This is a genomic window from Flagellimonas amphidinii (genome assembly GCF_013090115.1).
In the GTDB taxonomy this organism is placed as follows: domain Bacteria; phylum Bacteroidota; class Bacteroidia; order Flavobacteriales; family Flavobacteriaceae; genus Flagellimonas; species Flagellimonas amphidinii.
The window spans coordinates 160533-185945 of sequence record NZ_JABFNN010000027.1 but is presented as its reverse complement, the minus strand read 5'-3'; the positions used below and the strand labels follow the sequence as shown (position 1 = coordinate 185945).

At 39.4% G+C, this 25413-nt stretch carries 23 protein-coding genes; 19 read left to right on the top strand and 4 right to left on the bottom strand.

The window, feature by feature from the left end; genetic code table 11:
- The first annotated feature begins 47 nt into the window (after positions 1 to 47).
- From HJC33_RS05440 to HJC33_RS05420, 5 genes are all read left to right on the top strand, one after another.
- Positions 48 to 590 (top strand): 3-hydroxyanthranilate 3,4-dioxygenase, encoded by a 543-nt coding sequence (locus tag HJC33_RS05440; protein WP_171657786.1) that lies wholly within the window; start codon positions 48 to 50, stop codon positions 588 to 590.
- Complete coding sequence (locus HJC33_RS05435) at positions 587 to 961, top strand: DUF1304 domain-containing protein (RefSeq protein WP_216366654.1); 375 nt, start codon at positions 587 to 589, stop codon at positions 959 to 961. Before HJC33_RS05440 ends, HJC33_RS05435 begins: the two co-directional genes overlap by 4 nt.
- A gap of 73 nt (positions 962 to 1034) precedes the next feature.
- Positions 1035 to 2588, top strand: a complete 1554-nt coding sequence (amaB, locus tag HJC33_RS05430) for an L-piperidine-6-carboxylate dehydrogenase (RefSeq protein WP_171657785.1) — start codon at positions 1035 to 1037, stop codon at positions 2586 to 2588.
- Positions 2589 to 2946: 358 nt separating this feature from the next.
- Positions 2947 to 3864, top strand: coding sequence for an OmpA family protein (locus HJC33_RS05425; RefSeq protein WP_171657784.1), 918 nt, complete (start codon positions 2947 to 2949; stop codon positions 3862 to 3864).
- A 30-nt stretch (positions 3865 to 3894) separates the two neighbouring features.
- On the top strand, positions 3895 to 4458 hold the full coding sequence (locus HJC33_RS05420) for a hypothetical protein (RefSeq protein WP_171657783.1): 564 nt from the start codon (positions 3895 to 3897) through the stop codon (positions 4456 to 4458).
- An 18-nt stretch (positions 4459 to 4476) separates the two neighbouring features.
- Here the strand turns inward: HJC33_RS05420 and HJC33_RS05415 are convergent, their stop codons facing one another.
- A complete protein-coding gene (locus HJC33_RS05415; protein ID WP_171657782.1) occupies positions 4477 to 5202 on the bottom strand; it encodes a metallophosphoesterase in 726 nt (241 codons plus the stop codon).
- A 208-nt stretch (positions 5203 to 5410) separates the two neighbouring features.
- Here HJC33_RS05415 and HJC33_RS05410 point away from each other — a divergent pair, with 208 nt between their 5' ends.
- The 3 genes from HJC33_RS05410 to HJC33_RS05400 all read left to right on the top strand — a co-directional run bounded on the left by HJC33_RS05410 (position 5411) and on the right by HJC33_RS05400 (position 10627).
- Positions 5411 to 9097 carry a T9SS type A sorting domain-containing protein gene (locus HJC33_RS05410; RefSeq protein WP_171657781.1) on the top strand — a complete coding sequence of 1229 codons (3687 nt, stop codon included), beginning with the start codon at positions 5411 to 5413 and terminating at the stop codon, positions 9095 to 9097.
- A 100-nt stretch (positions 9098 to 9197) separates the two neighbouring features.
- Positions 9198 to 9635 carry a hypothetical protein gene (locus HJC33_RS05405; RefSeq protein WP_171657780.1) on the top strand — a complete coding sequence of 146 codons (438 nt, stop codon included), beginning with the start codon at positions 9198 to 9200 and terminating at the stop codon, positions 9633 to 9635.
- A gap of 47 nt (positions 9636 to 9682) precedes the next feature.
- Positions 9683 to 10627 carry a carbohydrate kinase family protein gene (locus HJC33_RS05400; protein ID WP_171657779.1) on the top strand — a complete coding sequence of 315 codons (945 nt, stop codon included), beginning with the start codon at positions 9683 to 9685 and terminating at the stop codon, positions 10625 to 10627.
- A gap of 22 nt (positions 10628 to 10649) precedes the next feature.
- On the opposite strand, the gene HJC33_RS05395 is transcribed toward HJC33_RS05400, so the two are convergent.
- The 3 genes from HJC33_RS05395 to HJC33_RS05385 are packed head-to-tail and all read right to left on the bottom strand — an operon-like array spanning position 10650 to position 13429.
- A complete protein-coding gene (locus HJC33_RS05395; protein WP_171657778.1) occupies positions 10650 to 11786 on the bottom strand; it encodes an ATP-binding protein in 1137 nt (378 codons plus the stop codon).
- A complete protein-coding gene (locus HJC33_RS05390) occupies positions 11783 to 12544 on the bottom strand; it encodes an SDR family NAD(P)-dependent oxidoreductase (protein ID WP_171657777.1) in 762 nt (253 codons plus the stop codon). Before HJC33_RS05390 ends, HJC33_RS05395 begins: the two co-directional genes overlap by 4 nt.
- A gap of 12 nt (positions 12545 to 12556) precedes the next feature.
- Positions 12557 to 13429, bottom strand: a complete 873-nt coding sequence (locus HJC33_RS05385; protein WP_171657776.1) for an aldo/keto reductase — start codon at positions 13427 to 13429, stop codon at positions 12557 to 12559.
- 157 nt (positions 13430 to 13586) lie between these two features.
- Between HJC33_RS05385 and HJC33_RS05380 the strand changes: the two genes are divergently transcribed.
- The 11 genes from HJC33_RS05380 (at position 13587) to HJC33_RS05330 (ending at position 25325) form a co-directional block, all read left to right on the top strand.
- Positions 13587 to 14588, top strand: coding sequence for an AAA family ATPase (locus tag HJC33_RS05380; protein WP_171657775.1), 1002 nt, complete (start codon positions 13587 to 13589; stop codon positions 14586 to 14588).
- Between the two features lie 76 nt (positions 14589 to 14664).
- Positions 14665 to 15531 carry a DUF58 domain-containing protein gene (locus HJC33_RS05375; protein WP_171657774.1) on the top strand — a complete coding sequence of 289 codons (867 nt, stop codon included), beginning with the start codon at positions 14665 to 14667 and terminating at the stop codon, positions 15529 to 15531.
- The gene (locus HJC33_RS05370) at positions 15528 to 17192 is read left to right on the top strand and encodes a BatD family protein (RefSeq protein ID WP_171657773.1); all 1665 of its coding nucleotides are present in this window, start codon (positions 15528 to 15530) and stop codon (positions 17190 to 17192) included. The genes HJC33_RS05375 and HJC33_RS05370 overlap by 4 nt, the downstream gene beginning before the upstream one ends.
- Positions 17193 to 18191, top strand: a complete 999-nt coding sequence (locus HJC33_RS05365) for a vWA domain-containing protein (protein WP_171657772.1) — start codon at positions 17193 to 17195, stop codon at positions 18189 to 18191.
- A 3-nt stretch (positions 18192 to 18194) separates the two neighbouring features.
- Positions 18195 to 19241: a VWA domain-containing protein gene (locus HJC33_RS05360; RefSeq protein WP_171657771.1), complete on the top strand. Its 1047-nt coding sequence runs from the start codon at positions 18195 to 18197 to the stop codon at positions 19239 to 19241.
- A complete protein-coding gene (locus HJC33_RS05355) occupies positions 19222 to 20115 on the top strand; it encodes a tetratricopeptide repeat protein (RefSeq protein ID WP_171657770.1) in 894 nt (297 codons plus the stop codon). Before HJC33_RS05360 ends, HJC33_RS05355 begins: the two co-directional genes overlap by 20 nt.
- Positions 20116 to 21900, top strand: a complete 1785-nt coding sequence (locus HJC33_RS05350) for a BatD family protein (RefSeq protein ID WP_246245496.1) — start codon at positions 20116 to 20118, stop codon at positions 21898 to 21900.
- Positions 21901 to 21902: 2 nt separating this feature from the next.
- Complete coding sequence (locus HJC33_RS05345) at positions 21903 to 22661, top strand: SH3 domain-containing protein (protein WP_171657769.1); 759 nt, start codon at positions 21903 to 21905, stop codon at positions 22659 to 22661.
- A 55-nt stretch (positions 22662 to 22716) separates the two neighbouring features.
- Positions 22717 to 23022, top strand: coding sequence for a hypothetical protein (locus HJC33_RS05340; RefSeq protein WP_171657768.1), 306 nt, complete (start codon positions 22717 to 22719; stop codon positions 23020 to 23022).
- Between the two features lie 83 nt (positions 23023 to 23105).
- Entirely contained in the window at positions 23106 to 24686 is a 1581-nt protein-coding gene (locus HJC33_RS05335) for a SulP family inorganic anion transporter (protein WP_171657767.1), read from the top strand.
- A 12-nt stretch (positions 24687 to 24698) separates the two neighbouring features.
- Complete coding sequence (locus HJC33_RS05330; protein WP_171657766.1) at positions 24699 to 25325, top strand: carbonic anhydrase family protein; 627 nt, start codon at positions 24699 to 24701, stop codon at positions 25323 to 25325.
- Positions 25326 to 25413: the final 88 nt, after the last annotated feature.

The following is a 25413-nucleotide window of genomic DNA, read 5'->3' as shown; positions in this document are numbered from 1 at the left end:
CTATGTTCCCATAAAGGTTTTTTTTACCTTTCGTGAAATCTTTGACCATGGCGATACAGGCACCTTTCAATTTGAACAAGTGGATTGAGGAAAATCGTGATACTTTAAAACCTCCTGTTGGCAATAAGAATTTATACAGAGATGCCGGCGATTACATTGTAATGATCGTAGCTGGACCCAATGCCCGCAAAGACTATCACTACAACGAAACTGAGGAATTGTTTTATCAGTTGGAAGGAAACATTGAGGTCCATATTCAAGAAGATGGACAAAAGAAAACCATGAAGCTTGGCCCAGGTGATATGTACCTTCATCCAGCCAATGTACCCCACTCCCCCGTACGCCACGAAGGTTCCGTTGGATTGGTAGTGGAACGGAAAAGAGCGGATATGAAAGTTGATGACGGGCTACTTTGGTTCTGTGACAACTGTAACCATAAACTTTATGAGGTGTACTTCACTTTAAATGATATTGAAAAAGATTTTTTGGGTCATTTTAAGCATTTTTATGGCTCTGAAAAACTAAGAACTTGTAGTAACTGTGGAACCGTAATGCCGGTAGATAAAAGATTTATAGCAAAAGAAGAATGATTCTGATCCTAGCAAAAATTATAGTCCTCATTGTGGCCGCGCTTCATCTTTATTTCTTGTGGTTGGAGATGTTTGCATGGACCACAAAAGCCAAGAAGGTATTTCGAAACTTTCCAGAGCATTTGTTTGAGCCCACCAAAACTTTAGCTGCTAATCAAGGGCTCTACAATGGTTTTTTATCGGCTGGCCTCATTTGGTCCTTACTCATAACAGATGCTCTTTGGCAAATTTATGTAGCTCTCTTCTTTTTGGGTTGTGTGGCCGTAGCGGGTATTTATGGAGCCATTACTGCATCCAAAAAAATACTTATCGTGCAAGGGCTTCCTGCCCTATTGGGTATTGTATTATTGTTGGCCCATCTTTTCCTCTAAAATCTTCCTCTTCCTCTTCAGAAATATTCGTAGTTTTGAAAAAATATAACAATATATTCATAAAAAGTTATAAATGTCAAATATTGCAACTGCTTTTGGAATAACTAAAGCTCTGGAACAACTGGGCTTACAAGAAATAAACAAGGGTACTTCAACAGGTTCAGAAAACTTCGGTTCAGGAGAAGTCATAAGCTCTTACTCTCCTGTAGATGGTGCGCTTATTGGAAAAGTTACCTCAACTGCTTCAGAAGATTATAAAAAAGTAATGGAAACTGCTACCGAGGCTTTCAAAAACTGGAGATTGAAACCAGCACCTCAAAGAGGTGAAATTGTGAGGCAATTTGGTGAAAAGCTTCGGGAGCTTAAAGAACCTTTGGGGAAATTGGTTTCCTATGAAATGGGGAAATCCTATCAAGAAGGACTCGGCGAGGTTCAAGAAATGATTGATATCTGTGATTTTGCTGTTGGATTGTCAAGACAATTGCACGGTTTGACCATGCATTCTGAGCGCCCCGGTCACCGTATGTATGAACAATACCACCCGCTTGGCGTAGTCGGAATTATTTCCGCTTTTAATTTCCCTGTAGCGGTTTGGGCATGGAATACGGCACTTGCTTGGGTATGTGGTGATGTCTGTGTTTGGAAACCTTCAGAAAAAGCTCCATTATGTGGAGTAGCCTGCCAGAATATTATTGCAGAAGTTCTAAAGGAAAACAACATGCCCGAAGGCATTTCCTGTCTTATCAATGGGGATTATAATGTTGGGGAATTCATGACCAATGATAAAAGAATTCCGTTGGTTTCAGCCACAGGCTCCATCAGAATGGGAAAAATTGTGGCACAGGCAGTAGCGGCAAGATTAGGTAAATCTTTGTTGGAACTGGGCGGAAACAATGCCATCATTGTTACTCCCGATGCTGATATTAAAATGACCGTTATAGGAGCGGTTTTCGGTGCTGTAGGAACTGCTGGACAGCGATGTACTTCAACAAGGAGGTTAATCATTCATGAATCTATCTATGATCAAGTAAAAAATGCAATCACTGATGCATATGGTCAATTGAAAATTGGCAATCCTTTGGATGAGAACAATCATGTTGGGCCACTAATCGATACTGATGCTGTAAAGATGTATTCCAATGCACTTGAAGAAGCTAAAAAAGAAGGTGGAAAGGTTCTAATTGAAGGCGGCGTTGTACAGGGCGAAGGTTATGAAAGTGGCTGCTATGTAAAGCCTGCCATTGTTGAAGCCGAAAACACTTTCAAAATTGTACAAGAAGAAACCTTTGCCCCCATTCTTTATTTGTTGAAATATTCTGGGGATGTGGAAAATGCAATCGCCTTGCAAAATGGAGTTGTCCAAGGTCTTTCATCCGCTATAATGACCAACAGCCTTAGAGAAGCAGAGCGATTTTTATCAGCAGCAGGGAGTGACTGCGGTATTGCCAATGTAAATATTGGAACTTCTGGTGCGGAAATAGGAGGAGCTTTTGGTGGCGAAAAAGAAACTGGAGGTGGTCGTGAAAGTGGTTCGGACGCTTGGAAAATTTATATGCGCAGACAGACCAACACTATAAATTATACTACTGAACTTCCTTTGGCACAAGGCATAAAATTTGACCTTTAAAAAAGAAGAGGGCCGCCATTCTAGATGAACATAGAATAGGCGGCCTTAAAAAACCAACTTAACTAACTCAAACTTAGTTTTATTAAACCCTATTCCAATGCCGGATCTTTGTCGGGAGAAATAGGGTTTCTTACCTAATATTTAGTGCAAATTTCTATATAAACACCCTTCGATAGATTCGTTTCGGTATCAATGGTCGTAAAAAGTGTATGATTGGTTCTTTTTACGTTATTTTTTGTTGTGCAAATTTCATCTCCCACCCATTTTTATCATAACATCCTCAGATTCTTAATGTTAATCTTAACATTTTAGCAATTTTTTAATATTTTGGTGTTCTTAACACTAACTATTAACACTTATGACAACAAAGGCCACTTATTTGTTGGGAATATTGGCTGCGATCATTCTTGGAACACTTCTCTACATCAATCTTTGTAGTGAGTGTGGTTTAACTAAAACCGTAGTAGAAACAGTCCAAGAAGAAGTAATCCCGCCCATAGAAACTATCCCGCAACACAGTTTTTCTCCATTTGCTTTTGAGTACGGGGATTTTGCACACAAAGTCAATGACAATTTTAACTTCAATGTTTCCAACCCATCTTTTCTAATGCCTATTTCTGAAGAGTTGAAAGGCGGTGTTTCCAGCTTGAAGGATTACTTGGATTCAAATCCAGACCGATCAATCAACATTATTGGTCATTATACTTCCGATGAGGAAAACATATCCGCATTTCCAAACTTGGGGTTGGCAAGGGCCAATTCGGTTAAAAATCACTTTGTGGTCAGTGGAATTTCCTCAAAACGAATTAATACAGAGGGAAAGCTAATGGAAGACCTAATTCCTAAGGAAAATGTGTTTTTGGGGCCTGTTTCTTATGTAATCTCCGAAGCAGACGTAGATGCTGAAGAAAAATTAAAAGCATTATATGAAGAAATCAAATCTGACCCACTAGTCCTCTATTTCCAAACAGGGGAAGCTGCTATAAACCTTACAGCAACACAAAGGCAAAAGGTTGCCATGATCTCTAAATATTTAGACAAGGCCGATGATGGCTTATGTCTGGTGGTAGGGCATACTGACAATACAGGTTCTAGAGAAACCAATATTGCCCTTGGGCAAGAGCGTGCAGATTTTGCAAAAGCTTATTTGGTTAGAAATGCTATTCCAGCATCTAAAATACAAACCTCTTCACAAGGTCCAGATTCCCCTATTGCATCCAACGACACCGAAGAAGGTCGGGCCAAGAACAGAAGAACCGTTGTTACACTAAACTAACTATTACATATAAACCATAAACTATAGAAAATGAATTTTGAAAATCTAAATATCTGGTGTTGGATCATACCTGCTTTGGTAGGGATCATCTCTACAATTTTAGGATACCTTTTAGGAAAGAGCAAAGGCTCTACCGTTGTGGACCATTCAGAGGATGTTGAAAAACTTGAATTGGAAAATGCCAAACTAAAAGCTGATTTAGAAGCCTGTAACAAAAAATTGACAGCAGCTCCCGTTTCCACCAAAACAAAGGTTCCAACTTCATCCTTGACTGCTACTGCCCCTACAGCAATAGCTTTTGATGCAGATGCTGCCAAAATTGCTTTTGGGAAGAAAATAAAACAAGATGACCTTAAAATAGTAGAAGGTATAGGACCCAAGATTGAAGGCCTATTCCACAATTTCGGAATAAAAACTTGGAAAGCACTATCAGAATCATCAACAGACAAATGTCAAGAAGTATTGGACTCTGGTGGAGATCGTTATAGAATTCATGATCCTGCATCTTGGCCAATGCAAGCCAAAATGGCTTATGAGGGTCAATGGAAAGAATTGGCCAAGTGGCAAGATGAGCACAAAGGAGGAAAGTTCTAAAATTATTTACCCTTAGACTCAGTTTCTACCTCGTTCTCCGGGGTAGAAGCTGTGTACAGGGTCACTCTGCCAAAACTCTTTAGTTTCAACATCCATCATGGTCAAGCTACCCTTAAAAGCCGCTCCAGTATCTACATTCCATACGTTGGCTCCATTTTGTGGAACTACCAATCCTGTTTTAGAAAGAGGGGTATGTCCAATGAAAATCTCTTTATAATGTATCAGCCTTTTCGGAAATTTTTTGTCCTCGGGTGTCAATCTGGGGTCCAATGCCTTTGCCAATTCCCATAAAGTTCTGTCCCAATAAAACAATTGATCAAAATACTCATGTTCAATTCCCTTCAGGTTAGTATAACCGGCATGTAAATATAGTCTGTTGGACTCATCTAAAAAGTGATTCTGCAATTGGTTGTAGAATTCAAGATGTGAATCCCAATTTTCCCGGCCTGCACTTAAATAAGAATCTCTGGTTGCGATGCCTCCATGAGCCAACCATTGAGGATTCTCTTTTTTGGTCAATAACCATTCCTTGCAAAGCTCATCATGATTGCCCCTAATAAAAGTACAATTGTATTCTTTCTTTAGATTGATTAAAAAATCAACTGTCTCCACAGCTGTACTCCATGCATCAACATAATCTCCTAAAAAAATAAGGTGGTCCATTTGTGTTACATTGGCCCGAAGCATCAATTGCTCCAATGCCCTTAATCCTGAATGGATATCACCAATGACCAGTGTTCGCATAGAAAAATTTTTCGCAATGATACACAACAAACCAATACACTTCCCAATAATTGGCGTAAAGTTTAAATTATGGTTTCTGGTATAAAACTAAAAGCTAAATTTTAAATTCCCTTAACGATGTATTTCATCGATTTTTGTAAGAATTAATTACGCTTTGCTTTCGTTTTTTGTTATATTGAAAGGCTAACTATATAAAATGAAACACTTTATGAAAAAACCTCTACTCTCTAAACTATTCTTAACTCTTTTTACTTGTTTTTCCCTAACTATTTATGGAATCCAGGCACAAGAATTAAAAAGAACACATGACGATTCGCCCCAAAAAGGTCATAATCTGTACAAACAGTCTAAACTTTATGACAGTAAAAAGGGTCCTGTTGGTATTTCACCAACTGCACCGGGTGATCGCGCTCTAGACCGACAAGCTTATGAATTTAGGCAAGTACAAGATCCATTCACTAAGCAAATTCCAGAGAACATTCGCCAATTGGAAGCTCAATTTTCTGGAAAAATTGATTCCACGGACATACAATCAGAAATGTCCAAGGCTTATGGTGGTGATGCCAATAAAAAGAAATACTTCTATTTTAAGCAAAGAGGGCCCTACAATGTTGGGGGTAGAACCCGAGCATTGGCATTGGACAGAAAAAATGAAAATACCATCCTTGCCGGAGGAGTATCTGGGGGGCTTTGGAGATCCACCAATGCAGGGCAAACGTGGAAAAGGGTGACGCGAAAGCGCGAATCGCCTAGTGTAACTGCCATTGTCCAAGATACCCGCAAAAATCGCCAAAATATATGGTATTATGCCTCTGGTGAACGTTACGGTAACTCCGCAGGTGCTCCAGGTGCTTTTTATCAAGGTTCCGGTATCTATAAATCATCCAACAATGGGAAGACTTGGCGTAGAATGAAAAACACCTCAGACGATGACGTTACCTCGTTTTCTTCCTTTGATTTAATCAATAGTTTAGCGGTACATCCATCCAATGGACATGTGTACGCAGCAACTTTTGATGGTCTGTTTCGTTCCAAGAACGGAGCAAAATCATTTGACGAAGTTCTTCCAAGTGGTTTTGATAGCCAAACAGAGGTCATCATTACCCCTAATGGAACCATTTACGCAACAGTGGACATCTTTGGTGGAGAGAACGCTGGATTCTACACCTCGCAAGATGGAGATACATGGACCGATATTACCCCAGCCGGGATCTTTCCCGCTTTTGGAAGAACGGTCATGGCTTATGACCCATCAGATGAAAACCGAGTTTACTTCTTTTCCTATGACTTGAGCAGCCTTGGTGAAGCTTACCTTTGGAGATATCAAGCAGATGCTACAACTCCAGAGGAACAATGGGTTGATCTAACTGCCAATCTTCCAACAAGTATTGGTGGATTAGCAGGCAATCTGAACCTTCAGGGAGCTTATAACATGATTATTAAGGTACACCCCACCAATCCAGATTTGGTCTTTTTGGGTGGAACCAATCTCTATAGGTCTACTACAGGTTTTACAACTCCAACAGGATTTGAAGGCTGGATCGGTGGTTATACTATTTTTAGTAATAGCTTCGCTGTTTACCCAAACCACCATCCTGATCAGCACAATTTAGTTTTTCTTCCTTCAAACCCAAACAAATCAATTTCGGCTAACGATGGAGGTGTACAGGTGACCGAAGACATTACAACTACCTCCGAACCTGTAAGTTGGACTTCCTTGAACAATGGTTACATTACCACCCAGCCCTACGCTATATCCATAGACCCAGAAGGGAATAGTCAAGATGTGGTAGCTGGTTTCCAAGACAATGGTACTTGGTTTACCAGTTCAACTGATGGGAAAGACCCATGGGAAGAGGATTTTGGTGGTGATGGCTCATTCAATGCCATTGCTGATGGCGGTCTAACACGATATGTATCCTCCCAGTTCGGAAATGTGTATCGTTTCAATTTTAACGAAACAGGTGATTTTATCTCCTTTACGAGGGTTATTCCCGCTGGAGCAAGTGGATTTGACTTTGTAGCGCCATTTATACTGGATCCCATCAATGACAACATTATGTACATGCCCGCAGGCGACCGTATGTGGCGCAATAATAATTTGGATGAAATTCCACTGTTCTCCAACGCCCCGGCAACCGTAAATTGGGTTGAACAAAGCCAAACTGCCACACCTGATGGTTCATTGATCACCGGATTGGATGTTTCCAGATATCCTGTTGCCAATAGATTATATTATGGAACTTCCAGCGGTATGATCTTTAAAATGGAAAATGCCAATATAGATGATCAAGAGCCTATCGATATTTCCACTGGTAAAGGGCTTCCGGCAGGAAACATCAATCAAATCTATGTGAACCCAAATAATGCCGATCAAGTATTTGCCGTGTTTTCCAACTATAATATTAAGAGTCTCTTCATGAGCAGGGATGCTGGAGAAACTTGGGAAAGTATCAGTGGTAATTTGGAAGAAAACAGTGATGGAACAGGAAATGGACCATCGCTTAGATGGTTTGCCATCAACGGGAATAACAATATTTATTTTGTAGGAACAAGTACCGGACTTTATGCATCCTATTATTTAAATGGAGATCGCACACGCTGGTATAGGGAACCTTGCATAGTAGGTAATGTTGTAGTGCCGCAAATTAGGACCAGAAAAGATGGTTTTGTTGCAGTCGCTGCCCATGGAAATGGTGTCTACAACGGAAAATTTTATGCATCAAAATCGCCAGAATCCAAACTAAGTGTAGCCTACTTGCTTTCTGATATGTTATTGCCAATTGGTAGCGCGGATAAAGAAGTGGATGTAACCGATTTATTTGTACACTCCAGAAACAGACCCATTTCTATTGAATTGACCAATTCTAATCCTGATTTGGTCACTGCTGTCTTGGACGGAGATACTATTCGCCTTTCTTTCGCTCCCGATATGGAAGGATCAGCAGCCATTGGATTGGTAGCAACTTCTGGCAAAGAGCAAGTATCTGAAGGATTTACGGTGACCTTGACAGAATTGCCCATTTATGAACAAAATGAAGGCGTTTCCAGCAGTACCCCATCACAGTTATTTACTGATTTTGGCGGGGCTTTGGCACAGTCTGCGGATGATTTTATAATTCCAACCGGAAGTCAGTGGACCATAAATAGTATTGTGGCGTTTGGCGGGGCTAATAACAGTCCTTCATTAACCAATGCTTCTGTTGTCATTTATGAAGACAATGGCGGATTACCTGGGGCTATAGTTTACGATAGTGGGGCTTTTGCTCCCTCTTCAGAGCCAAGCCAAGCTAATCTGACTTTGGACCTCCCTGAAGCGGTTGTGCTTACTGAAGGAACCTATTGGCTATCCGTATACGCTAATTTGGACTTTTCGCCCGATGCCACTCAGTGGTTCTGGTTTACACAAGCTGGATTGATCGGTAATGAATCTGCCTTTAGGGATACTGCGGATCTATTTGGTACAGGTGCCGTGGACTGGACTCCACAATCTGTTGCCTTTGGTGGAACTCCAGAAGATTTGGTGTTCCAAATTTTTGGAAGTGTGGACAATAGTTCTACTATGGATGCTGCTGCCGAGATTGCTCCTACGGCCGCGGCTGGCACTGGAGGCAATGAAACTTCGGAAAGTCTGGCCACGGTAGAAACCAATGTAATCACAGCGGTTTGGCCAAATCCTTCTACCAATGAATTCTATTTTGCTTTAAAAGACAGTGAAGATCCAAAAGTAACAACTCAAATCTTTAATCTGTTGGGACAAATGGTTTTTGAAAGTAAAGAGACCAGTAGTTCCGATCCTATTATTTGGAATGCTTCCAACAATCCTGCTGGTATTTACTTTGTAAAAATCAAAGGAGCAAAAACTAATGAAAACTTTAAAATCATTAAAAAATAACTACCAACTTGAATAACGAAGGGCGCGATTAACATCGCGCTTTTTTTATAACATCCAATTGAAGCTCAGCTTCGTATATATTAGTAAAACTTTATTTCCAATGAAAGCTGTTTTCGTTTTTGTTTTATTTATTCTGAGTACTGCTTGCAGTGAACCAGAAAATTCTTCCTCCACAGAAGGCCTATTAGAAGAGAGTGTTCAAAATGAAAATGACGAGACTGTGATTGATCAACAACAAATGTTAGGGCCCAACGAAATAATGTTGAAAATAAAGGTTTTAGGCTCCTCCACACAAGACAAAGAAATTTGTGGTCTATCCAAAGAGCATGTATTTCATGTTGAAGTGACGGAAATTCTTCAATCTGGAAGCAGTATCAATCAAAAACTTACCAAAGAACAGCAAATGGACGTGGCTTTTCTCTTCGATCCAGAAGTTTTGGAAACTGGCACTTCTCTGGAAGTTAAAGCAAAAGAAGGCCTTTGTCCAGATACATCCACAAGCTATTTCACCATTATTGAGCATAAAATTTTGGAATAGCTCCCTTTTTCCCCTTACTTTGAAATGCTCAATTTTTAACACCCTATATGAAGAAGGTATTCTGTGTTGGTGAACTACTCATTGATTTTGTAGCTGAAAAACAAGGGAACGATCTTTCCAAAGCCACTGAATTTACTAAAAAAGCGGGGGGTGCTCCAGCCAATGTAGCCTGTGCTATTGCCAAATTAGGCGGCAAAGGTGTTTTTGTAGGCTGTGTTGGGGAAGACCCTTTTGGAAAATTTTTACTTGACACTCTAAAAAGAGAAGGGGTGGATATTTCTTTGGCCCAGTTTTCTAAAACATTCACCACTTTGGCTTTTGTTTCTTTGGCCGAGGATGGTGAAAGAGATTTTGTTTTTAGTCGGGGTGCAGACCAAGAACTGGTTTATGACCCATCACTTAGAAAAAGTTTTCATGGCAATCTTTTGCATTTGGGCGCAGCTACCGCACTTTTAGGGGGAAACTTGGAAAAAACCTACGGTAAATATCTTTTTGATGGACTTACCAAGGAAATGTTCATAAGCTTTGACCCCAATTTTAGAGGAGATCTATGGAAAGAAAATGAGCAACAGTTCATTAAAAAATGTATGCCTTTTGTAGAAAAATCGCACCTGTGCAAATTCAGTTTGGAAGAAGCGCAATTGCTTTCTGGAAAAACAGATTTAAATGACGCTTGTGATTTTCTTCACGAAGTAGGAACAAAAATCATCACTATTACTTTGGGTAAAGAAGGCACTTTGGTCAGCATGAACGGTTCTAAAAAAACGGTTCCAAGTATTCCTGTACAACCTGTTGACACTACTGGGGCAGGGGATGCTTTTATTGGTTGTCTTTTACAACAAATAGCAGATATGGGGAACTTGCATAAAATTTTTGATGATTTTGATTTACTCACCAAAATGGTGGCCAAGGCCAACAAAGCAGGGGCTATAACCACAACCAACTTTGGGGCCATCAATTCGCTTCCTACAAAAGGTGAACTGGAAGCTTAGATTGTTTCATTGCTTTAACAAATCAACTATAGCGTACTTTCCTCAATATCCGTTGTGATTCCTTCAATGATAGATAGACATTTCTATCATATGCTTTCAACAAAGATCTTGCCTTGTCCATATGTTCTTTGGCCTCTTCAAAACCATTGAGGTAGCAAATAAGATACGTTGCCGGCAAATGTGTCAAATCAATATGTTCCGATTGGTTAAGGGCAATCTTATTTTCAAGTTTTTGAAGTAGTGTATTATTGGTATTGTAAACGTGATACAGCGTTTTTTTATCATATTGGGGTGGCTCAAATACCAAATTACTGTTGATGGTGTATTTTCCATTTTCGGAGAAGGTAATCATCATTTCCTCCAGCGGATAATATTTTTGTTGGGTTCCCAATCCCAACTGCACATATTCCAAAGTGCTAAAAGAATCATCGTTATAGGTAATGGTGATTTCATCCAAAGCTGAATAAAATAGTTTTACCTGCTCATTGATCAACTCAATATCCACTCTGGAATAATAGGTTTTGTTCTTTACCCTTTTCCGATTTCCGGCCCAACAGACCACAAATTGTTCTTTAAAAACTTTATAATCACTGATTAAATCTGGGTGTCTGTTATTCATGAAATTGATAACGGCGTCCAAGGTCATCTCAATATTGTTACGAGCATGCTTTTCAATAGTGGCCACCGCCTCTGAGTTGATGTTTTTTAACTGAATATCAAAAGCTTTGGGCAAACTGATGCTCCCTTCCCTAAAGAAAACTGCGCCTCCATAATACTTCCAAATGTTCTTTCTTAGTGCACACACTTTCCCATTGGACCGAATGGTGACCAACCCAACCACTTTACCTTCGGGCAAATGCGGGAAAGGAATGTTTTCGTAGGAAATCAAGGGTGGATTATCCAAATAGGCGTTGACCAAATTTTGAATCTTGCTGTCATCAAAAAAATCTACTCCAACAATCTTATTGTCCTCATCCTCAACTCCTATCACTATAAAAGAATTGTTATGTGGATTGCTGTTGGCCAGCGCACAGACATGTTTTAAGAATTTCGCCTTTCCTTCCTTTTCGCCAATGGAAATAAACCGCTTCTTATCATAAAAGCTGTTCTCATCATTGTGCGCCAAAAGATTTTTAACCAGTAGGCGTTTATTGATCATAGTTCCTTCTTCACAATGGTACTGCTTGCCTGGGCCGTTGGCATCACTACCAAATCTGCAATATTTACATGGTAAGGTCTAGTCACCACAAAATGAATGATATCTGCTATATCTTCAGGTCTCAAAGCTTGATATCCTTTATAGACTTTTTCTGCCTTTTCCGTATCTCCTTTGAACCGTACTTGACTAAATTCGGTCTCTACCAAACCAGGGTTTACCGCTCCCACACGTATGCCATATTCGTTTAAATCGATACGCATTCCTTGGTTAATTGCATCAACAGCATGTTTACTGGCACAATACACGTTGCCTTTAGGATAAACTTCTTTTCCAGCAGTGGATCCAATATTGATAATATGTCCCGACTTTCGTTCCACCATTTGGGGCAAAACTGCTTTTGATACATATAACAATCCTTTTACATTAATGTCCAACATGGCATCCCAGTCTTCCAAACTCCCTTGATCAATGGGTTCGAGTCCATGTGCATTCCCGGCATTGTTGATCAGAACATCTATTTCTGAGAAGGGATTTGGTAATTCAGAAATAGCAGAATCAACAGCTTGCTTGTCCCTTACATCAAATTTCAAGGGGTAAACTTGGGCCGCCTTTCCAAGGTTCTGTTTTAAGTCATCCAAACGTTCTTGCCTTCGGCCGCATAACACCAAATTAAAGTCTTGCTTTGCAAAAAGTTCAGCCGTTGCCTTTCCAATTCCACTGGTTGCACCAGTTATCAATACTGTTTGTTTCTTTTTCATTTTTAATTTTTCCTAAGGCACCTCATGCCCTTGACTAGCCGCCAATAAAGCAAACCAATCTTCCAACTCTAACTGAATGTCCACAGCTTTAGCTGCCAACGCTATTCTTTCCTTATTTGCAGTGCCAATCACTGGAAATACCTTTGCAGGATGTCTAAGTACCCATGCCAATAGCAATTGACTTTCCTCTACATCATATTTTTCTGCAAGGTTGCCCAAGGTATTAGTGATTCTTTGTGTTTGTTCGTTCTTTGCTCTAAAAACAGCCCCCAACGGACTCCATGCCATTGCCATTCTACCTTGGGCTATACAATCATCAAAAGTCCCATCATATATGGGTGAGTCATGCGTTAGAGAAAATTCTACTTGATTTCCAGTTATGGGAACTGATTTTTCCAACATGGCAATCTGCGAAGGAGTAAAATTGGAAACTCCAAACTGCCTTATTTTACCTTCCTGCATCAATTGAGCAATGGCTTCTCCAATTATCTGGGGTTCCATCAACGGACTGGGTCGGTGCAACAGGAGTAAATCCAAATATTCCGTGCGTAGCTTCCGAAGTGATTCTTCAGCAGACCATATGATATATTCTTTGGTGTATTCATAATGCTTCAAACGGTTTTTACGACCCGTCGTCATTTGGATTCCACATTTTGAAATCAATTGAATGGATGACCGCTCAACTTCGCTTTCAACAAAGGCGTTGCCAAAATCCAATTCCGTTGAATAATCGCCATAAATGTCTGCATGGTCAAAAGTGGTTATCCCTTGTGCAATGCAATGGTGCATCAGCCCAACCATTTCACTGTTGGAAAATTGTTTGCCCCAACTTCCCCATGTCATGGTTCCAGAAATGATTCTGGAAAAATTATTTATATGTTGCATAGAGAGTTAAAGTATAAAAATAAACCCTTAAATCCTTCATAAAACTGGGGTTGTCTGCATTTTTTTAACCATTAATTAACAGATGCTTTTTAAATTAATTTTCATTTTGCACTTCCCATAAAAATGCTCACATTAATACATCACAATAAAAGTTTATATGGAAGAAAACACTACTATTGATATTAGTGCTGTGAATGAAAAAATTGCTCAAGAGAGTGCTTTTATTGATTTACTGACCACTGAAATGAACAAAACCATTGTTGGTCAAAAGCACATGGTTGAGCGATTGCTCATTGGTCTATTGGGTCAAGGTCACATTCTCTTGGAAGGTGTGCCAGGTCTTGCAAAAACCTTGGCCATAAACACGCTGGCCAAAGCGGTCAAAGGAAGTTTTAGCAGAATCCAGTTTACTCCGGACCTTTTACCAGCGGATGTTGTTGGGACATTGATTTACAATATCAAGGAAAACGATTTTTCCATCAAGAAAGGGCCCATTTTTGCCAACTTTGTCCTTGCGGATGAAATCAATAGGGCTCCTGCAAAGGTGCAGTCTGCTTTACTAGAGGCTATGCAGGAGAAACAAGTTACCATTGGTGATGAAACCTTTAAACTTGATGCTCCCTTTTTGGTAATGGCCACACAAAACCCTGTAGAACAAGAAGGGACTTACCCTTTACCTGAAGCTCAGGTTGACCGTTTTATGTTGAAAACAGTCATTGACTATCCCAAACTCAATGAGGAACAGCTTATCATTAGACAAAATCTAAAGGGCTCTTATGAAGCTATAAAACCTGTGGTAACCTTAAAACAAATTTTAAGTGCACAGGCAGCCGTTAGGGAGGTCTACATGGACGAAAAAATTGAAAAATATATCTTGGATTTGGTATTTGCTACCCGATATCCAGAAAAATACAATCTTGAATCCCTTAAACCACTTATCAGTTTTGGTGCTTCCCCAAGGGGTAGTATCAATTTGGCCAATGCCTCAAAATGCTATGCCTTTATCAAAAGAAGAGGGTATGTGGTTCCAGAAGATGTAAGGGCCGTTGTTCATGATGTACTAAGACATCGTATTGGTATTACTTATGAGGCCGAAGCGGAGAACATCACTTCAGAAGAAATCATCAACAAGATTGTAAACGAGGTAGAGGTGCCGTAATGGTTCAATGTTTCTCGTTCAAAGTAGGCATACTTTAGAAGAGCCAGAAAACCAATTAGCTTGTTACTTGAACCCAATGGACACGAAAGAACTACTTAAGAAAGTACGTAAAATCGAGATAAAGACCCGTCGTCTTTCCGATCATATTTTTGGTGGGGAATACCATTCCGCATTCAAAGGTAGGGGTATGACTTTCAGTGAGGTGAGACAATACCAATTTGGGGATGATGTAAGAGCTATTGATTGGAATGTAACAGCCAGATACAATGAACCCTTTGTAAAGGTTTTTGAGGAGGAACGTGAACTGACCATGATGTTAATGGTGGACGTGAGTGGCTCTGAGTTGTTTGGAACTGCAAAGCAATTCAAAAAAGAAGTCATTACGGAAATATCCGCCACTTTGGCTTTTTCAGCTTTACAGAACAATGATAAAGTAGGGCTTATCCTTTTTTCTGACCAAGTGGAGCTCTTTATCCCTCCTAAAAAAGGGAAAAGTCATGTACTAAGGATTATTAGGGAGCTTTTGGAATTCACCCCTAAAAGTACAAATACCAACCTTGCAGGGGCCTTAAAGTTCCTTACCAATGTGATGAAGAAAAAGGCAATTGTTTTTGTTCTATCTGACTTCATCGCAGATGATTATGACAATACGCTTCGAATTATTGGCAACAAACACGATGTTACTGGCATACGTGTTTTTGATGAAAGAGAAGAATCCATCCCCAATTTGGGAATGGTACAAATGGAAGATGCAGAAACAGGGGCCTTGCAGTTAGTGAACACACAATCCAAAAAAGTGCGAAATGCCTACGGGCAGTTTCATAAGGATAAGGTGAAATATTTTCAAGATTCATTCACCAAAGCAGGTTGTGGGGTAATTCATTCCAGGGTTGATGACAGCTATGTAAAAAAATTATTGGGGTATTTTAAAAGAAGAGGATGATTGGAGTTGAGCCCATACAGTCGAACACCATAAAAATCAGTTGGTTTCAAAAGCTACTTTTGTTTTTGTGCCTTTTTCTGATGCCCTTTTGGGGCCAATCCCAAAACGCTCCCAAAATTTCATCGGAAATTGATACCACTTCCATAAAAATTGGTGAACAAATCCAATACAAGATTACCGTTGAAACCGACTCCACCGATTTAGTACATTTCCCAGAAGGACAGACATTTTCTCCCTTGGAAACAGTGGAGGCCTTGATGATTGACACTACCAAAAACAAAAATCGTGTCATTTTGCAAAGGATTTATGCCCTTACCCAATTTGATAGTGGTGCATATACCATTCCCCCTCAACGAATTGCCGTAAACGAACAACCTTTTTACACAGATTCATTTCGTATAAAAGTGGCCGATGTAGTTGTGGATACTACAACGCAAAAAATGTACGATATAAAACCTTTGATACAGGTTGAAAAAAGCTATGCCAAACTTTGGACTATTTTGCTCTGGGTGCTTTTGGCACTTCTAGTTGTAGGCGGCTTGGTTTATTGGTTTTTCTTAAGAAAAAAACCTTTAACAGAAGAGGAAATGGAAGCTCTTTTGCCTCCCTATGACCGAGCTCTTTTGGAACTCAAAAAACTGGAAAACTCCAGATATCTTATTCAAGATGAATTCAAAAAATACTATTCCGAGCTTACCGATATTGTCCGATCATATTTAGAAGAAGATGTCCAGGTATCGGCCTTGGAAAGTACCACTTCAGAACTCATCACAAAATTAGAATTGCTACGGGATGCAGGAGAGCTGGATTTACAGGATGAAACGATTTCACAATTTCAAAAAATATTACAAACCGCCGACTTGGTAAAGTTTGCCAAATCTAAACCCGCTATTTCCCTTGCGGAACAGGACAGAAAACTGGTAGAACAAATTGTGGTCAAAACCCACGATGCATTACCAGATCCTACTGATGAAGAACTTTTGCAAAATGAGGAGTATTTAGAAGAACTGGCCAAAAAAAAACAACGCAAAAGAATCTATTGGGCCGCTGCTATTTTTGCCGGACTTATTTTCTTGGGTGGAGGACTTTCCATAGCTTATTTTGGTTTCAAAGAAGTTAGGGACACTGTATTTGGATATCCCACCAAAGACTTATTGGAAGGAGAATGGGTTGGAAGCTCTTACGGATATCCTCCCATTGAGTTGGAAACCCCAGATGTATTGATCCGTCAAGAAGCAAAGTTACCCCCAGAGGCCGAAGAATTAATCAAGGAGCTACAAACATTTAGTTATGGAAGTTATGTCGGTGTTTTTTCAGTAGCAACAAGCTCTGTCACTTACAAAGAAGAAATCGATCCCAATTTTGAAGCTGCAATAGGTGGCATTATAGCCACGTTTGAAGGTGCGGGTGTTAAAAATATAATCACCAAGCAAGAAGAGTTCGTTACAAAATCTGGTGTAAAAGGTTTAAAGACCTTTGGAACTGGGAATTTTAATACCGCGCTTGATAATGATTCAAAAAAGGCCAAATACAATATCCTAACATTTGGCGGAAAAGGTTTCATGCAGCAGATTGTGATTACATGGGAAGATGGGGATGATTATGCAGAAGAAATCGTAACCCGCATATTGAATAGTTTGGACGTAAAAACACAAGTATAGATGTTTGAAAATATAGAATTTGCAAATCCTCAGTTTTTTTGGTTGCTGCTTTTGCTTCCATTGGCTTTGCTGTGGTATTTTTTCAAACGAAAAAAAGAAGTCGCTTCTTTAAAAATATCAAGCATCAAAGGATTTTCTGTACGTAGTATGGCTTCCAAGTTAAGACCTGTGCTTTTTGCTTTGCGACTATTGGCACTGGCTTCAATCGTCACTGCATTGGCTCGACCACAAATTGAAGACATTTCAACAAGGACAAAGACCACTAAGGGTATTGATATTGTTATGGCCATCGACGTTTCTTCCAGTATGCTGGCCCGTGACCTAAAGCCCAATCGCCTTGCCGCTTTAAAGGAAGTAGCCGCGGATTTCATCAAAAAAAGACCCAACGATCGTATTGGACTCGTGGGCTACGCTGCTGAAAGCTACACCAAAACACCTATCACCAGTGATAAGACCATTGTGTTGAATGCATTGAGGCAGATTACCTATGGTGAATTAGAAGATGGAACCGCTATTGGTATGGGACTTGCTACTTCTGTAAACCGTTTAAAAGAAAGTAAGGCCATTAGCAAAGTCATTATTTTATTGACAGATGGTGTGAACAATTCTGGTTTCATTGAGCCGAAAACCGCTGCAGATCTTGCTGCTGAATTTGGCATAAAAACCTATACCATTGGTCTTGGAACCAACGGAAATGCACTTTCTCCAGTTGCATATAACCGAGATGGCACCTACAGATATGGTATGCGACAAGTGGAAATAGATGAAGAGCTTTTAAAAGAAATTGCAGAAGTTACAGGAGGTAAATACTTCCGGGCTACCGATAATGAAAAGTTGGGGGAAATTTATGATGAAATCAATAAGTTGGAAAAAACCGAAATAGAGGAATTCAAATACTATAAGTACGAAGAAAAGTTTAGGCCATTGATTCTTTTGGCAGGAGCTTTACTGTTGATTGAATGGGCATTGAGAAATTCCATATTTAAAAGTTTTATTTAGTACATGATCCAGTTTGACGAGAAAATATACTTCTACCTTTTGGCCATCATTCCGGTGATGGTATTGGCCTTTTTCTTTTTTCAAATCTGGAAAAAAAGAACCCAACGCCAATTTGCAGATTCCAGATTACTGCGCAGGCTGGCTCCCAATAGATCTAGTTTTAAATCTGCGTTGAAATTGTTTTTTCTTTTAGCAGGTTTGGCTTTCTTGATACTGGGATTGGTAAACCCCAAAATTGGCACCAAGTTAGAAACCGTAAAACGTGAAGGAGTTGATATTGTTTTTGCCATAGATGTTTCCAAGAGCATGTTGGCCGAGGACATTGCCCCAAACCGTCTGGAAAAATCAAAAAGATTGGTTTCAGAAATCATCAATCAACTGGCCAGTGACCGTATAGGAATCATTGCCTACGCCGGACAGGCTTATCCCCAATTGCCCATCACCACAGATTACGGAGCCGCAAAAATGTTCTTGCAAAGCATGAACACCAATATGCTTTCTTCACAAGGAACCGCCATAGACGCCGCCATTGAATTGGCAAGCACCTATTACGATGATGCCGAACAGACCAATAGAATTTTGTTCATTGTCTCTGATGGTGAGGATCACTCAGAGGGGTCAACCGTTAAAGCTATTGACCTAGCTGTTCAGAATGGTATTAGAATCTACACCATAGGTGTAGGAAAGACCAAAGGCGCCCCAATTCCAATCAAGAGGAACGGTGTGGTGGAAAGTTTAAAGAAAGACAACGAAGGTGAAGTTGTGATCACCAAACTCAATGAAGCCATCCTTTCAGAAATTGCAAATGAAGGAAATGGGGCATATATTGATGGCTCCAATACTGAAAAAACAGTTGAATATATAAAGGAACAACTGGACCAAATGGATAAAAAAGAATTTGAGGCCAAGCAATTTGCAGAGTACAAGGACCAATTTCAATGGTTTCTTGGGGCCGCATTTTTATTTCTATTTTTGGACATTTTCGTTCTGGACAGAAAAACCCAATGGTTGAAAAAGCTAAATCTTTTTAATGAAAGCGATTATGAATAAGATAAGATTCATGGCCGGCCTGCTGTTCTTCCTTGGAATAACACTTCAGGCACAGGAAAAAGTAGTGGACAAAGAGGCCCAAAAGGCATTACGGACCTCAACAAACCTTACTTGGGAAGCAAACAAAGAGCTTACCGCCAATGATTTTACAACTGCAGAATCTGAATATAGACGGGCCATTTCCAAAAGTTCAAAAAACTCAGTGGCGCCCTTCAATTTAGGCAATGCCTATTACAACAGAGAAAGTTACGGGGAAGCCTTTGGAAGATATAAAGAAGCAGGGGAAGCTGCTGAGGCCAAATCTGGCAAGCACAAAGCCTATCACAATATGGGCAATGTTTATATGAAGAGCAAGGAATACCAAAAGGCCGTTGATGCCTATAAAGAAGCTCTTCGAAACAATCCAAAAGACGACGAAACCCGTTACAACCTAGCTTTGGCCAAGAAAATGCTTGAAAAAGAGCAAGAGGAGCAAAAAAATGATGACAACCAGGGTGGCGATGACAATCAGGATCAACAAGACCAGAAAGATCAAAACCAAGACCAGAACAATCAAGGGGATAATGAAAAGCAAGATGAAGGGGAGCAAAATGAAGATGAAAACAAGGATAAGGGAGATCAAGGGGAAAATGGAGAGGATCAACCTGAAGAAAATCAAAAGGGAGATGGTGATGAGAAAAAAGAGCAGGAGAAAAAACCCAATGAAGGAGATAAGCCCGAAGAGCAAAAACAACAGCCTAGACCCAATCAACTTTCTAAACAGCAAATTCAGAATTTGCTAGAGGCCATGCAAAATGAGGAAAAAAAGGTGCAGGAAAAAATGGAGGCCAAAAAAGTAAGGGGCAAAAAGATTAAAAACGAAAAAGATTGGTAGATGTATAGGTTGATGGGCAAAACTTTTTGGACACTTTGTGTTTCCCTTTTTATAGGGTTTTCGCTGTACTCCCAAGACGAAGAGGTTTCCTTTCAAATGAAGTTGAGCAAGGAAAAGCTGGGCATCAACGAACGTCTAAGGGTAGATTTTACCATGAATAAGGATGGAGACAATTTCACCCCTCCCTCTTTTGAAGGTTTTGAAGTAGTTATGGGCCCTTCCCAGTCTATACAATCTTCTTGGGTCAATGGAAAACGTAGTTTTTCCAAAACATACAGTTATATTCTTGTTCCAACTGCAAGAGGTAAGTTCAGTATAAAACAAGCTACGATTGACATTAGCGGCAACACATACAAAACATTGCCAAAAACCGTAGAGATAACTGCAGCGGTAGATAAACCCAGCGACCAAAAAACAGTTGATGACGTAGCTGATGAAAGTCTTCATTTGGTTGCCGAGGTTTCCAAAGGAAATCCCTACCTCAACGAGGCAGTAACCGTAATTTACAAACTGTATGTAAGTCCAAATATCAGTGTCACCAACTATCGCCCATTGGATAATCCCAAATACAATAATTTTTGGAGTCAAGAAATTCCGGTGACAAAACATACCGCTCAAAATGGCACTTATAAGGGCAAACCATATCGCTTTGTAGCTTTAAAAAAGGTGGTCCTCTATCCCCAAAAGTCTGGAAAGTTGGAAATTGAACCGCTTTCATTGGAAATTTTTGTGGATGTCCCTACCAACCGAAGAGACTTCTTTGGCGGTCGCATTTATACCCAAACCAGCAAAAGAGTGTCCGCCGGAAAAAGAACCATCAATGTTAAAGCATTGCCTGAAGCAGGAAAACCTGCAAATTTTAGTGGTGCCGTAGGTGATTTTGAATTCTCCGTAACCGCAAGTAAAAAACAATTGAATGCTTCTGAATCCCTTCAGGCCAAAGTTGAAGTGTCAGGAAATGGAAACCTAAAATTGTTCCAACTACCTGAACCAGAATTACCCAGTGCCCTTGAAGTTTATGAGCCAGAACATGAAGAAAATGTAAACACCTATAGTTCGGGAATGGAAGGAAAAGTCGCCAATAGGTACACCATAGTTCCGTCCTTCAGAGGAAAATACCCCATTCCCAGCATATCCTTTAGCTACTTTAATCCAAAATCAAAAAAGTACATAACCCTCAATTCTGAAGAAATTAATATTGAAGTTTTGGAGGGTCCGGTTGGAGCTTCAGAGAATACCAATGTGGGAAATTCTACGAATAAACAACTGGTGGTAAAAACTGGGAAACAATTTCATTTTTTAAAATTGAATCCTAATCTTACCAAAATTGGAACTCATTATTTCTTCGGTTCCAAATGCTTTTACTGGTGGTTGTTTGCCCCTTTACTTCTGATTCCCTTGGTGATTTTCTTCTTCAAGAAAAGAGAGGCCATAGCCAGTGATGTAGCTGGCAACAAGATTAGACAGGCCAATAAATTGGCCAAAAAATATCTGTCCACTGCTAAAAAAGAACTGGGCAACAAAGAAGCATTTTATGTGGCTTTGGAAAAAGGCCTTCATAATTACCTAAAAGCCAAGTTGAAAATCGAGACTTCGGAGTTCAGTAAAGAAAAAATCACTGCTATTCTCACTGAAAAAAATGTGGATACTGAAAATATTGAAGGTTTTATTTCTTTATTGAAAAGTTGCGAAATGGCCCGATATAGCCCTTTTTCTGATGTTCAGATGCAGAATGATTATGAAAAAGCGAGTGTAGTTATTTCTAATTTGGATAAGAACCTATGAGAATGAGAAAACTGATTTCCGCTTTACTATTCTTTTCCATGTGCTTTGGGTTCTCCCAAAACAAAGAGCTTTTTACCCAAGCTACGGAATATTATAACAAAGGTGAGTTCCTCAAGGCTGCAGAAAATTATGAGAAAATCCTAAAAAGTGGCGAGCATTCTCCAGAGCTTTACTTTAATCTTGGAAATTGTAATTATAAGCTCAATGCCATTGGTCCAAGCATTTACTATTATGAAAAGGCATTGCTTCTAAAACCCAATGACAGTGAAATTTTGAACAATTTGGCCTATGCCCAAAACATGAGGTTGGATGCCATTGAGGAAATGCCCAAAACTGAGATTGCACAAATTTATGGTAACCTGATTAACTTACTCTCCTTTGACCAATGGGCTTATTTGGCTGTAGCCTTGGTCGTTTTATTTGTACTGGGATATTTGGTTTACTTTTTTCTTCGCAATGCAAATCAAAAAAGGATAGCATTCATAGGTAGTATTTTCGCTCTTTCTTTTGGAGTACTATGTGTTTTATTGGCTTATTTGCAATATCAAGAGTTCAAAAATGATAATCCTGCTATTGTATTTAGTAAGGAAGTAAAGATTACATCTGAACCCAACGTAAATAGCGAAGTAATCTTCTCGCTACATGAAGGCACTAAAGTAAATGTGCTGGATGAATTGAACGATTGGAGCAAGATACGGATTGCAGATGGCCAAACTGGTTGGCTTAAAGAAAACAACATCAAGCTTTTAAACGATTTTTAAGCTATATTCAAGAAAAAATAATAGCTTTACTATCAATTATTTTGAAAACGAACCAATGCTAAAAGCAATTGCATTTCCCTTTATTGCCCTGATGCTGATATTCTCCATATTGGCTCCGTCGGTAATCTCCTTGGTGGACAAGGATGGTGCCATTGCTGTTTTGGTCGATTCCAACGATGAAGAAAACAATCAGGAAAAAGAATCTAAAAAAAAATTTGAGGAAAAAGATTTGTTTCTGCATGGATTGGTGACCACAGGAAATTTTCTACACAAAAAAGAAAAATCGGTTCACAAAAAACATGTGTTTCTCCATTCTGATTTCAAAGCAGAAATTCTGCTACCTCCCCCTCAACAGTTGTAATAACTGTCAAGAATCAATCATTTACAACTCGTTTTTAACCTTCTTCAACATTATAGATGCTGGAGAGCAATAAATTAATTATCATGTTCAAGTATATAAAAAATGACTTGCCTGCTAGTATTGTCGTTTTCTTTGTAGCATTACCCCTTTGTTTGGGTATTGCCCTTGCCAGTGGCGCCCCTTTATTTTCAGGATTGATTGCCGGAATTATTGGCGGAATCATTGTTGGTACACTTAGCGGCTCACAAATCGGGGTCAGTGGCCCTGCAGCAGGTCTTGCTGCTATTGTATTGACAGCTATCGGAACCTTGGGTGGATTCGAAAATTTCCTAGTTGCCGTAGTTTTGGGTGGAATCATCCAAATCATATTCAGTATTTTGAAGGCGGGTATTATTGCCTACTATTTTCCTTCTTCAGTAATTAAAGGGATGCTTACCGGTATCGGTATCATCATTATCCTAAAGCAAATTCCACACTTTTTTGGTTATGATTCCAACCCGGAAGGTAATTTCGCCTTTTTTGAAACGGACGGCGGAAATACTTTTAGTGGCATTCTAAACGCTTTTAAATTCATCAGTCCTGGTGCAACTTTAATTGCTATTGTTGCTTTGACCATACTTATTCTCTGGGATAGAGTACTTACCAAAAAAGCAAAAATCTTTCAACTTATCCAAGGGCCTTTGGTTGCAGTAGTTCTTGGTATTTTATATTATGTTTTTACTGCTGATCATGAAACTCTTGCCATATCCAAGGAACATTTGGTAAAGGTGCCAATCCCAGAAAGTTTTGATTCTCTGGGAACATTGCTCAGTTTTCCAAACTTTGCGGTTATAGGGAATCCAGAAATCTGGATTACGGCATTTACAATTGCATTGGTTGCAAGTTTGGAAACCCTATTGTGTGTTGAAGCTACAGATAAATTAGATCCTTATAAGAGAACTACCCCGACCAACAAAGAACTGTTTGCACAAGGTATTGGAAACACTATTTCCGGATTGGTTGGAGGTCTTCCCGTTACCCAGGTAATTGTTCGTAGTTCTGCCAATATTCAGTCTGGAGGAAGAACTAAAGCTTCTGCCATTATCCATGGTTTTTTCTTGCTGATTTCGGTAATACTAATTCCAAGATTGCTCAACTTGATTCCTTTATCTGTTTTGGCGGCCATTCTTTTGATAGTAGGTTATAAATTGGCAAAACCTGCACTTTTCAAAAAAATGTATCAACTAGGATGGAAACAATTTGTCCCATTCGTTGTAACCGTAGTCGGTATTGTCTTCACAGACCTTCTTGTAGGTATAGGTTTGGGATTGGGTGTTGGTATTGTGGTCATTTTGATAAAAAGTTATCAGAATTCACATTTCTTGCATATTGAAGACAAGAGTAACGGTGTACATAAAATCAATATGACCTTGGCAGAGGAAGTAACCTTTTTTAATAAAGGTGCCATTCTTAAGGAGCTGGATAGTCTTCCTGAAAATTCATATCTTCAATTGGATGTGAGAAAGACCCGTTTTCTAGATAATGATATTATTGAAATCCTAGAAGATTTTTCAGAAAAAGCCCGTAACCGAAACATCAATATCAAACTGATTTCTGAACGTGGAATTGTAGAAAATCCAGACAGCTATATCCAATTTTTTAAACTTACACCAAAATCTGCTTAAAAAAATTATACTATGAAAGCACATACTAAAGAGACACAGGCAACAATGAATCCTGATAAAGCCTTAAAGTTTTTGAAAGAAGGTAATGCACGATTTCAAAATAACCTTAAGGCCAATAGAAATCTTTTACAACAAGTAAATGAGACTAAAGATGGTCAATTTCCCTTTGCTACCATCCTAAGCTGTATTGACTCAAGGGTTTCAGCAGAACTTATTTTTGACCAAGGTTTAGGAGACATTTTCAGTATTAGAATTGCCGGCAACTTTGTAAACCAAGATATTTTGGGAAGCATGGAGTTTGCCTGTAAACTTGCAGGAACTAAATTGATTGTGGTTTTGGGCCACACTTCTTGTGGTGCCGTAAAAGGTGCTTGTGATCATGCCCGTCTTGGAAATCTTACCACTCTTATCAACAAAATTGAACCTGCCGTTTATGCCACAAAAGAGCCTCAGGAAGAATCTTTAAGAAATTCAAAAAACTTGGACTTCGTAGATGCCGTTGCAGTTAAAAATGTTGAAATGACTTTGGAGAATATAAGAAACCAAAGTGTAATTCTTAAAGAAATGGAAGATAATGGAGAAATACTTATTGTGGGAGGTATGTATGATATCTCTACAGGAGAAGTGTATTATTTATAGGTACTTTTTCTTAAATAAAGTAGAGGCCAGTGTTTAACATTTCATTGGCCTCTTTTAATTTGTTAAAATTAGTATCTTGACTGCCCAA

Bases quoted from the DNA above. Each gene is read 5' to 3' on its own strand.
- HJC33_RS05440 (WP_171657786.1), top strand. From the start codon at position 48: ATGGCGATACAGGCACCTTTCAATTTGAACAAGTGGATTGAGGAAAAT.
- HJC33_RS05435 (WP_216366654.1), top strand. From the start codon at position 587: ATGATTCTGATCCTAGCAAAAATTATAGTCCTCATTGTGGCCGCGCTT.
- amaB (WP_171657785.1), top strand. From the start codon at position 1,035: ATGTCAAATATTGCAACTGCTTTTGGAATAACTAAAGCTCTGGAACAA.
- HJC33_RS05425 (WP_171657784.1), top strand. From the start codon at position 2,947: ATGACAACAAAGGCCACTTATTTGTTGGGAATATTGGCTGCGATCATT.
- HJC33_RS05420 (WP_171657783.1), top strand. From the start codon at position 3,895: ATGAATTTTGAAAATCTAAATATCTGGTGTTGGATCATACCTGCTTTG.
- HJC33_RS05415 (WP_171657782.1), bottom strand. From the start codon at position 5,202: ATGCGAACACTGGTCATTGGTGATATCCATTCAGGATTAAGGGCATTG.
- HJC33_RS05410 (WP_171657781.1), top strand. From the start codon at position 5,411: ATGAAAAAACCTCTACTCTCTAAACTATTCTTAACTCTTTTTACTTGT.
- HJC33_RS05405 (WP_171657780.1), top strand. From the start codon at position 9,198: ATGAAAGCTGTTTTCGTTTTTGTTTTATTTATTCTGAGTACTGCTTGC.
- HJC33_RS05400 (WP_171657779.1), top strand. From the start codon at position 9,683: ATGAAGAAGGTATTCTGTGTTGGTGAACTACTCATTGATTTTGTAGCT.
- HJC33_RS05395 (WP_171657778.1), bottom strand. From the start codon at position 11,786: ATGATCAATAAACGCCTACTGGTTAAAAATCTTTTGGCGCACAATGAT.
- HJC33_RS05390 (WP_171657777.1), bottom strand. From the start codon at position 12,544: ATGAAAAAGAAACAAACAGTATTGATAACTGGTGCAACCAGTGGAATT.
- HJC33_RS05385 (WP_171657776.1), bottom strand. From the start codon at position 13,429: ATGCAACATATAAATAATTTTTCCAGAATCATTTCTGGAACCATGACA.
- HJC33_RS05380 (WP_171657775.1), top strand. From the start codon at position 13,587: ATGGAAGAAAACACTACTATTGATATTAGTGCTGTGAATGAAAAAATT.
- HJC33_RS05375 (WP_171657774.1), top strand. From the start codon at position 14,665: ATGGACACGAAAGAACTACTTAAGAAAGTACGTAAAATCGAGATAAAG.
- HJC33_RS05370 (WP_171657773.1), top strand. From the start codon at position 15,528: ATGATTGGAGTTGAGCCCATACAGTCGAACACCATAAAAATCAGTTGG.
- HJC33_RS05365 (WP_171657772.1), top strand. From the start codon at position 17,193: ATGTTTGAAAATATAGAATTTGCAAATCCTCAGTTTTTTTGGTTGCTG.
- HJC33_RS05360 (WP_171657771.1), top strand. From the start codon at position 18,195: ATGATCCAGTTTGACGAGAAAATATACTTCTACCTTTTGGCCATCATT.
- HJC33_RS05355 (WP_171657770.1), top strand. From the start codon at position 19,222: ATGAAAGCGATTATGAATAAGATAAGATTCATGGCCGGCCTGCTGTTC.
- HJC33_RS05350 (WP_246245496.1), top strand. From the start codon at position 20,116: ATGTATAGGTTGATGGGCAAAACTTTTTGGACACTTTGTGTTTCCCTT.
- HJC33_RS05345 (WP_171657769.1), top strand. From the start codon at position 21,903: ATGAGAAAACTGATTTCCGCTTTACTATTCTTTTCCATGTGCTTTGGG.
- HJC33_RS05340 (WP_171657768.1), top strand. From the start codon at position 22,717: ATGCTAAAAGCAATTGCATTTCCCTTTATTGCCCTGATGCTGATATTC.
- HJC33_RS05335 (WP_171657767.1), top strand. From the start codon at position 23,106: ATGTTCAAGTATATAAAAAATGACTTGCCTGCTAGTATTGTCGTTTTC.
- HJC33_RS05330 (WP_171657766.1), top strand. From the start codon at position 24,699: ATGAAAGCACATACTAAAGAGACACAGGCAACAATGAATCCTGATAAA.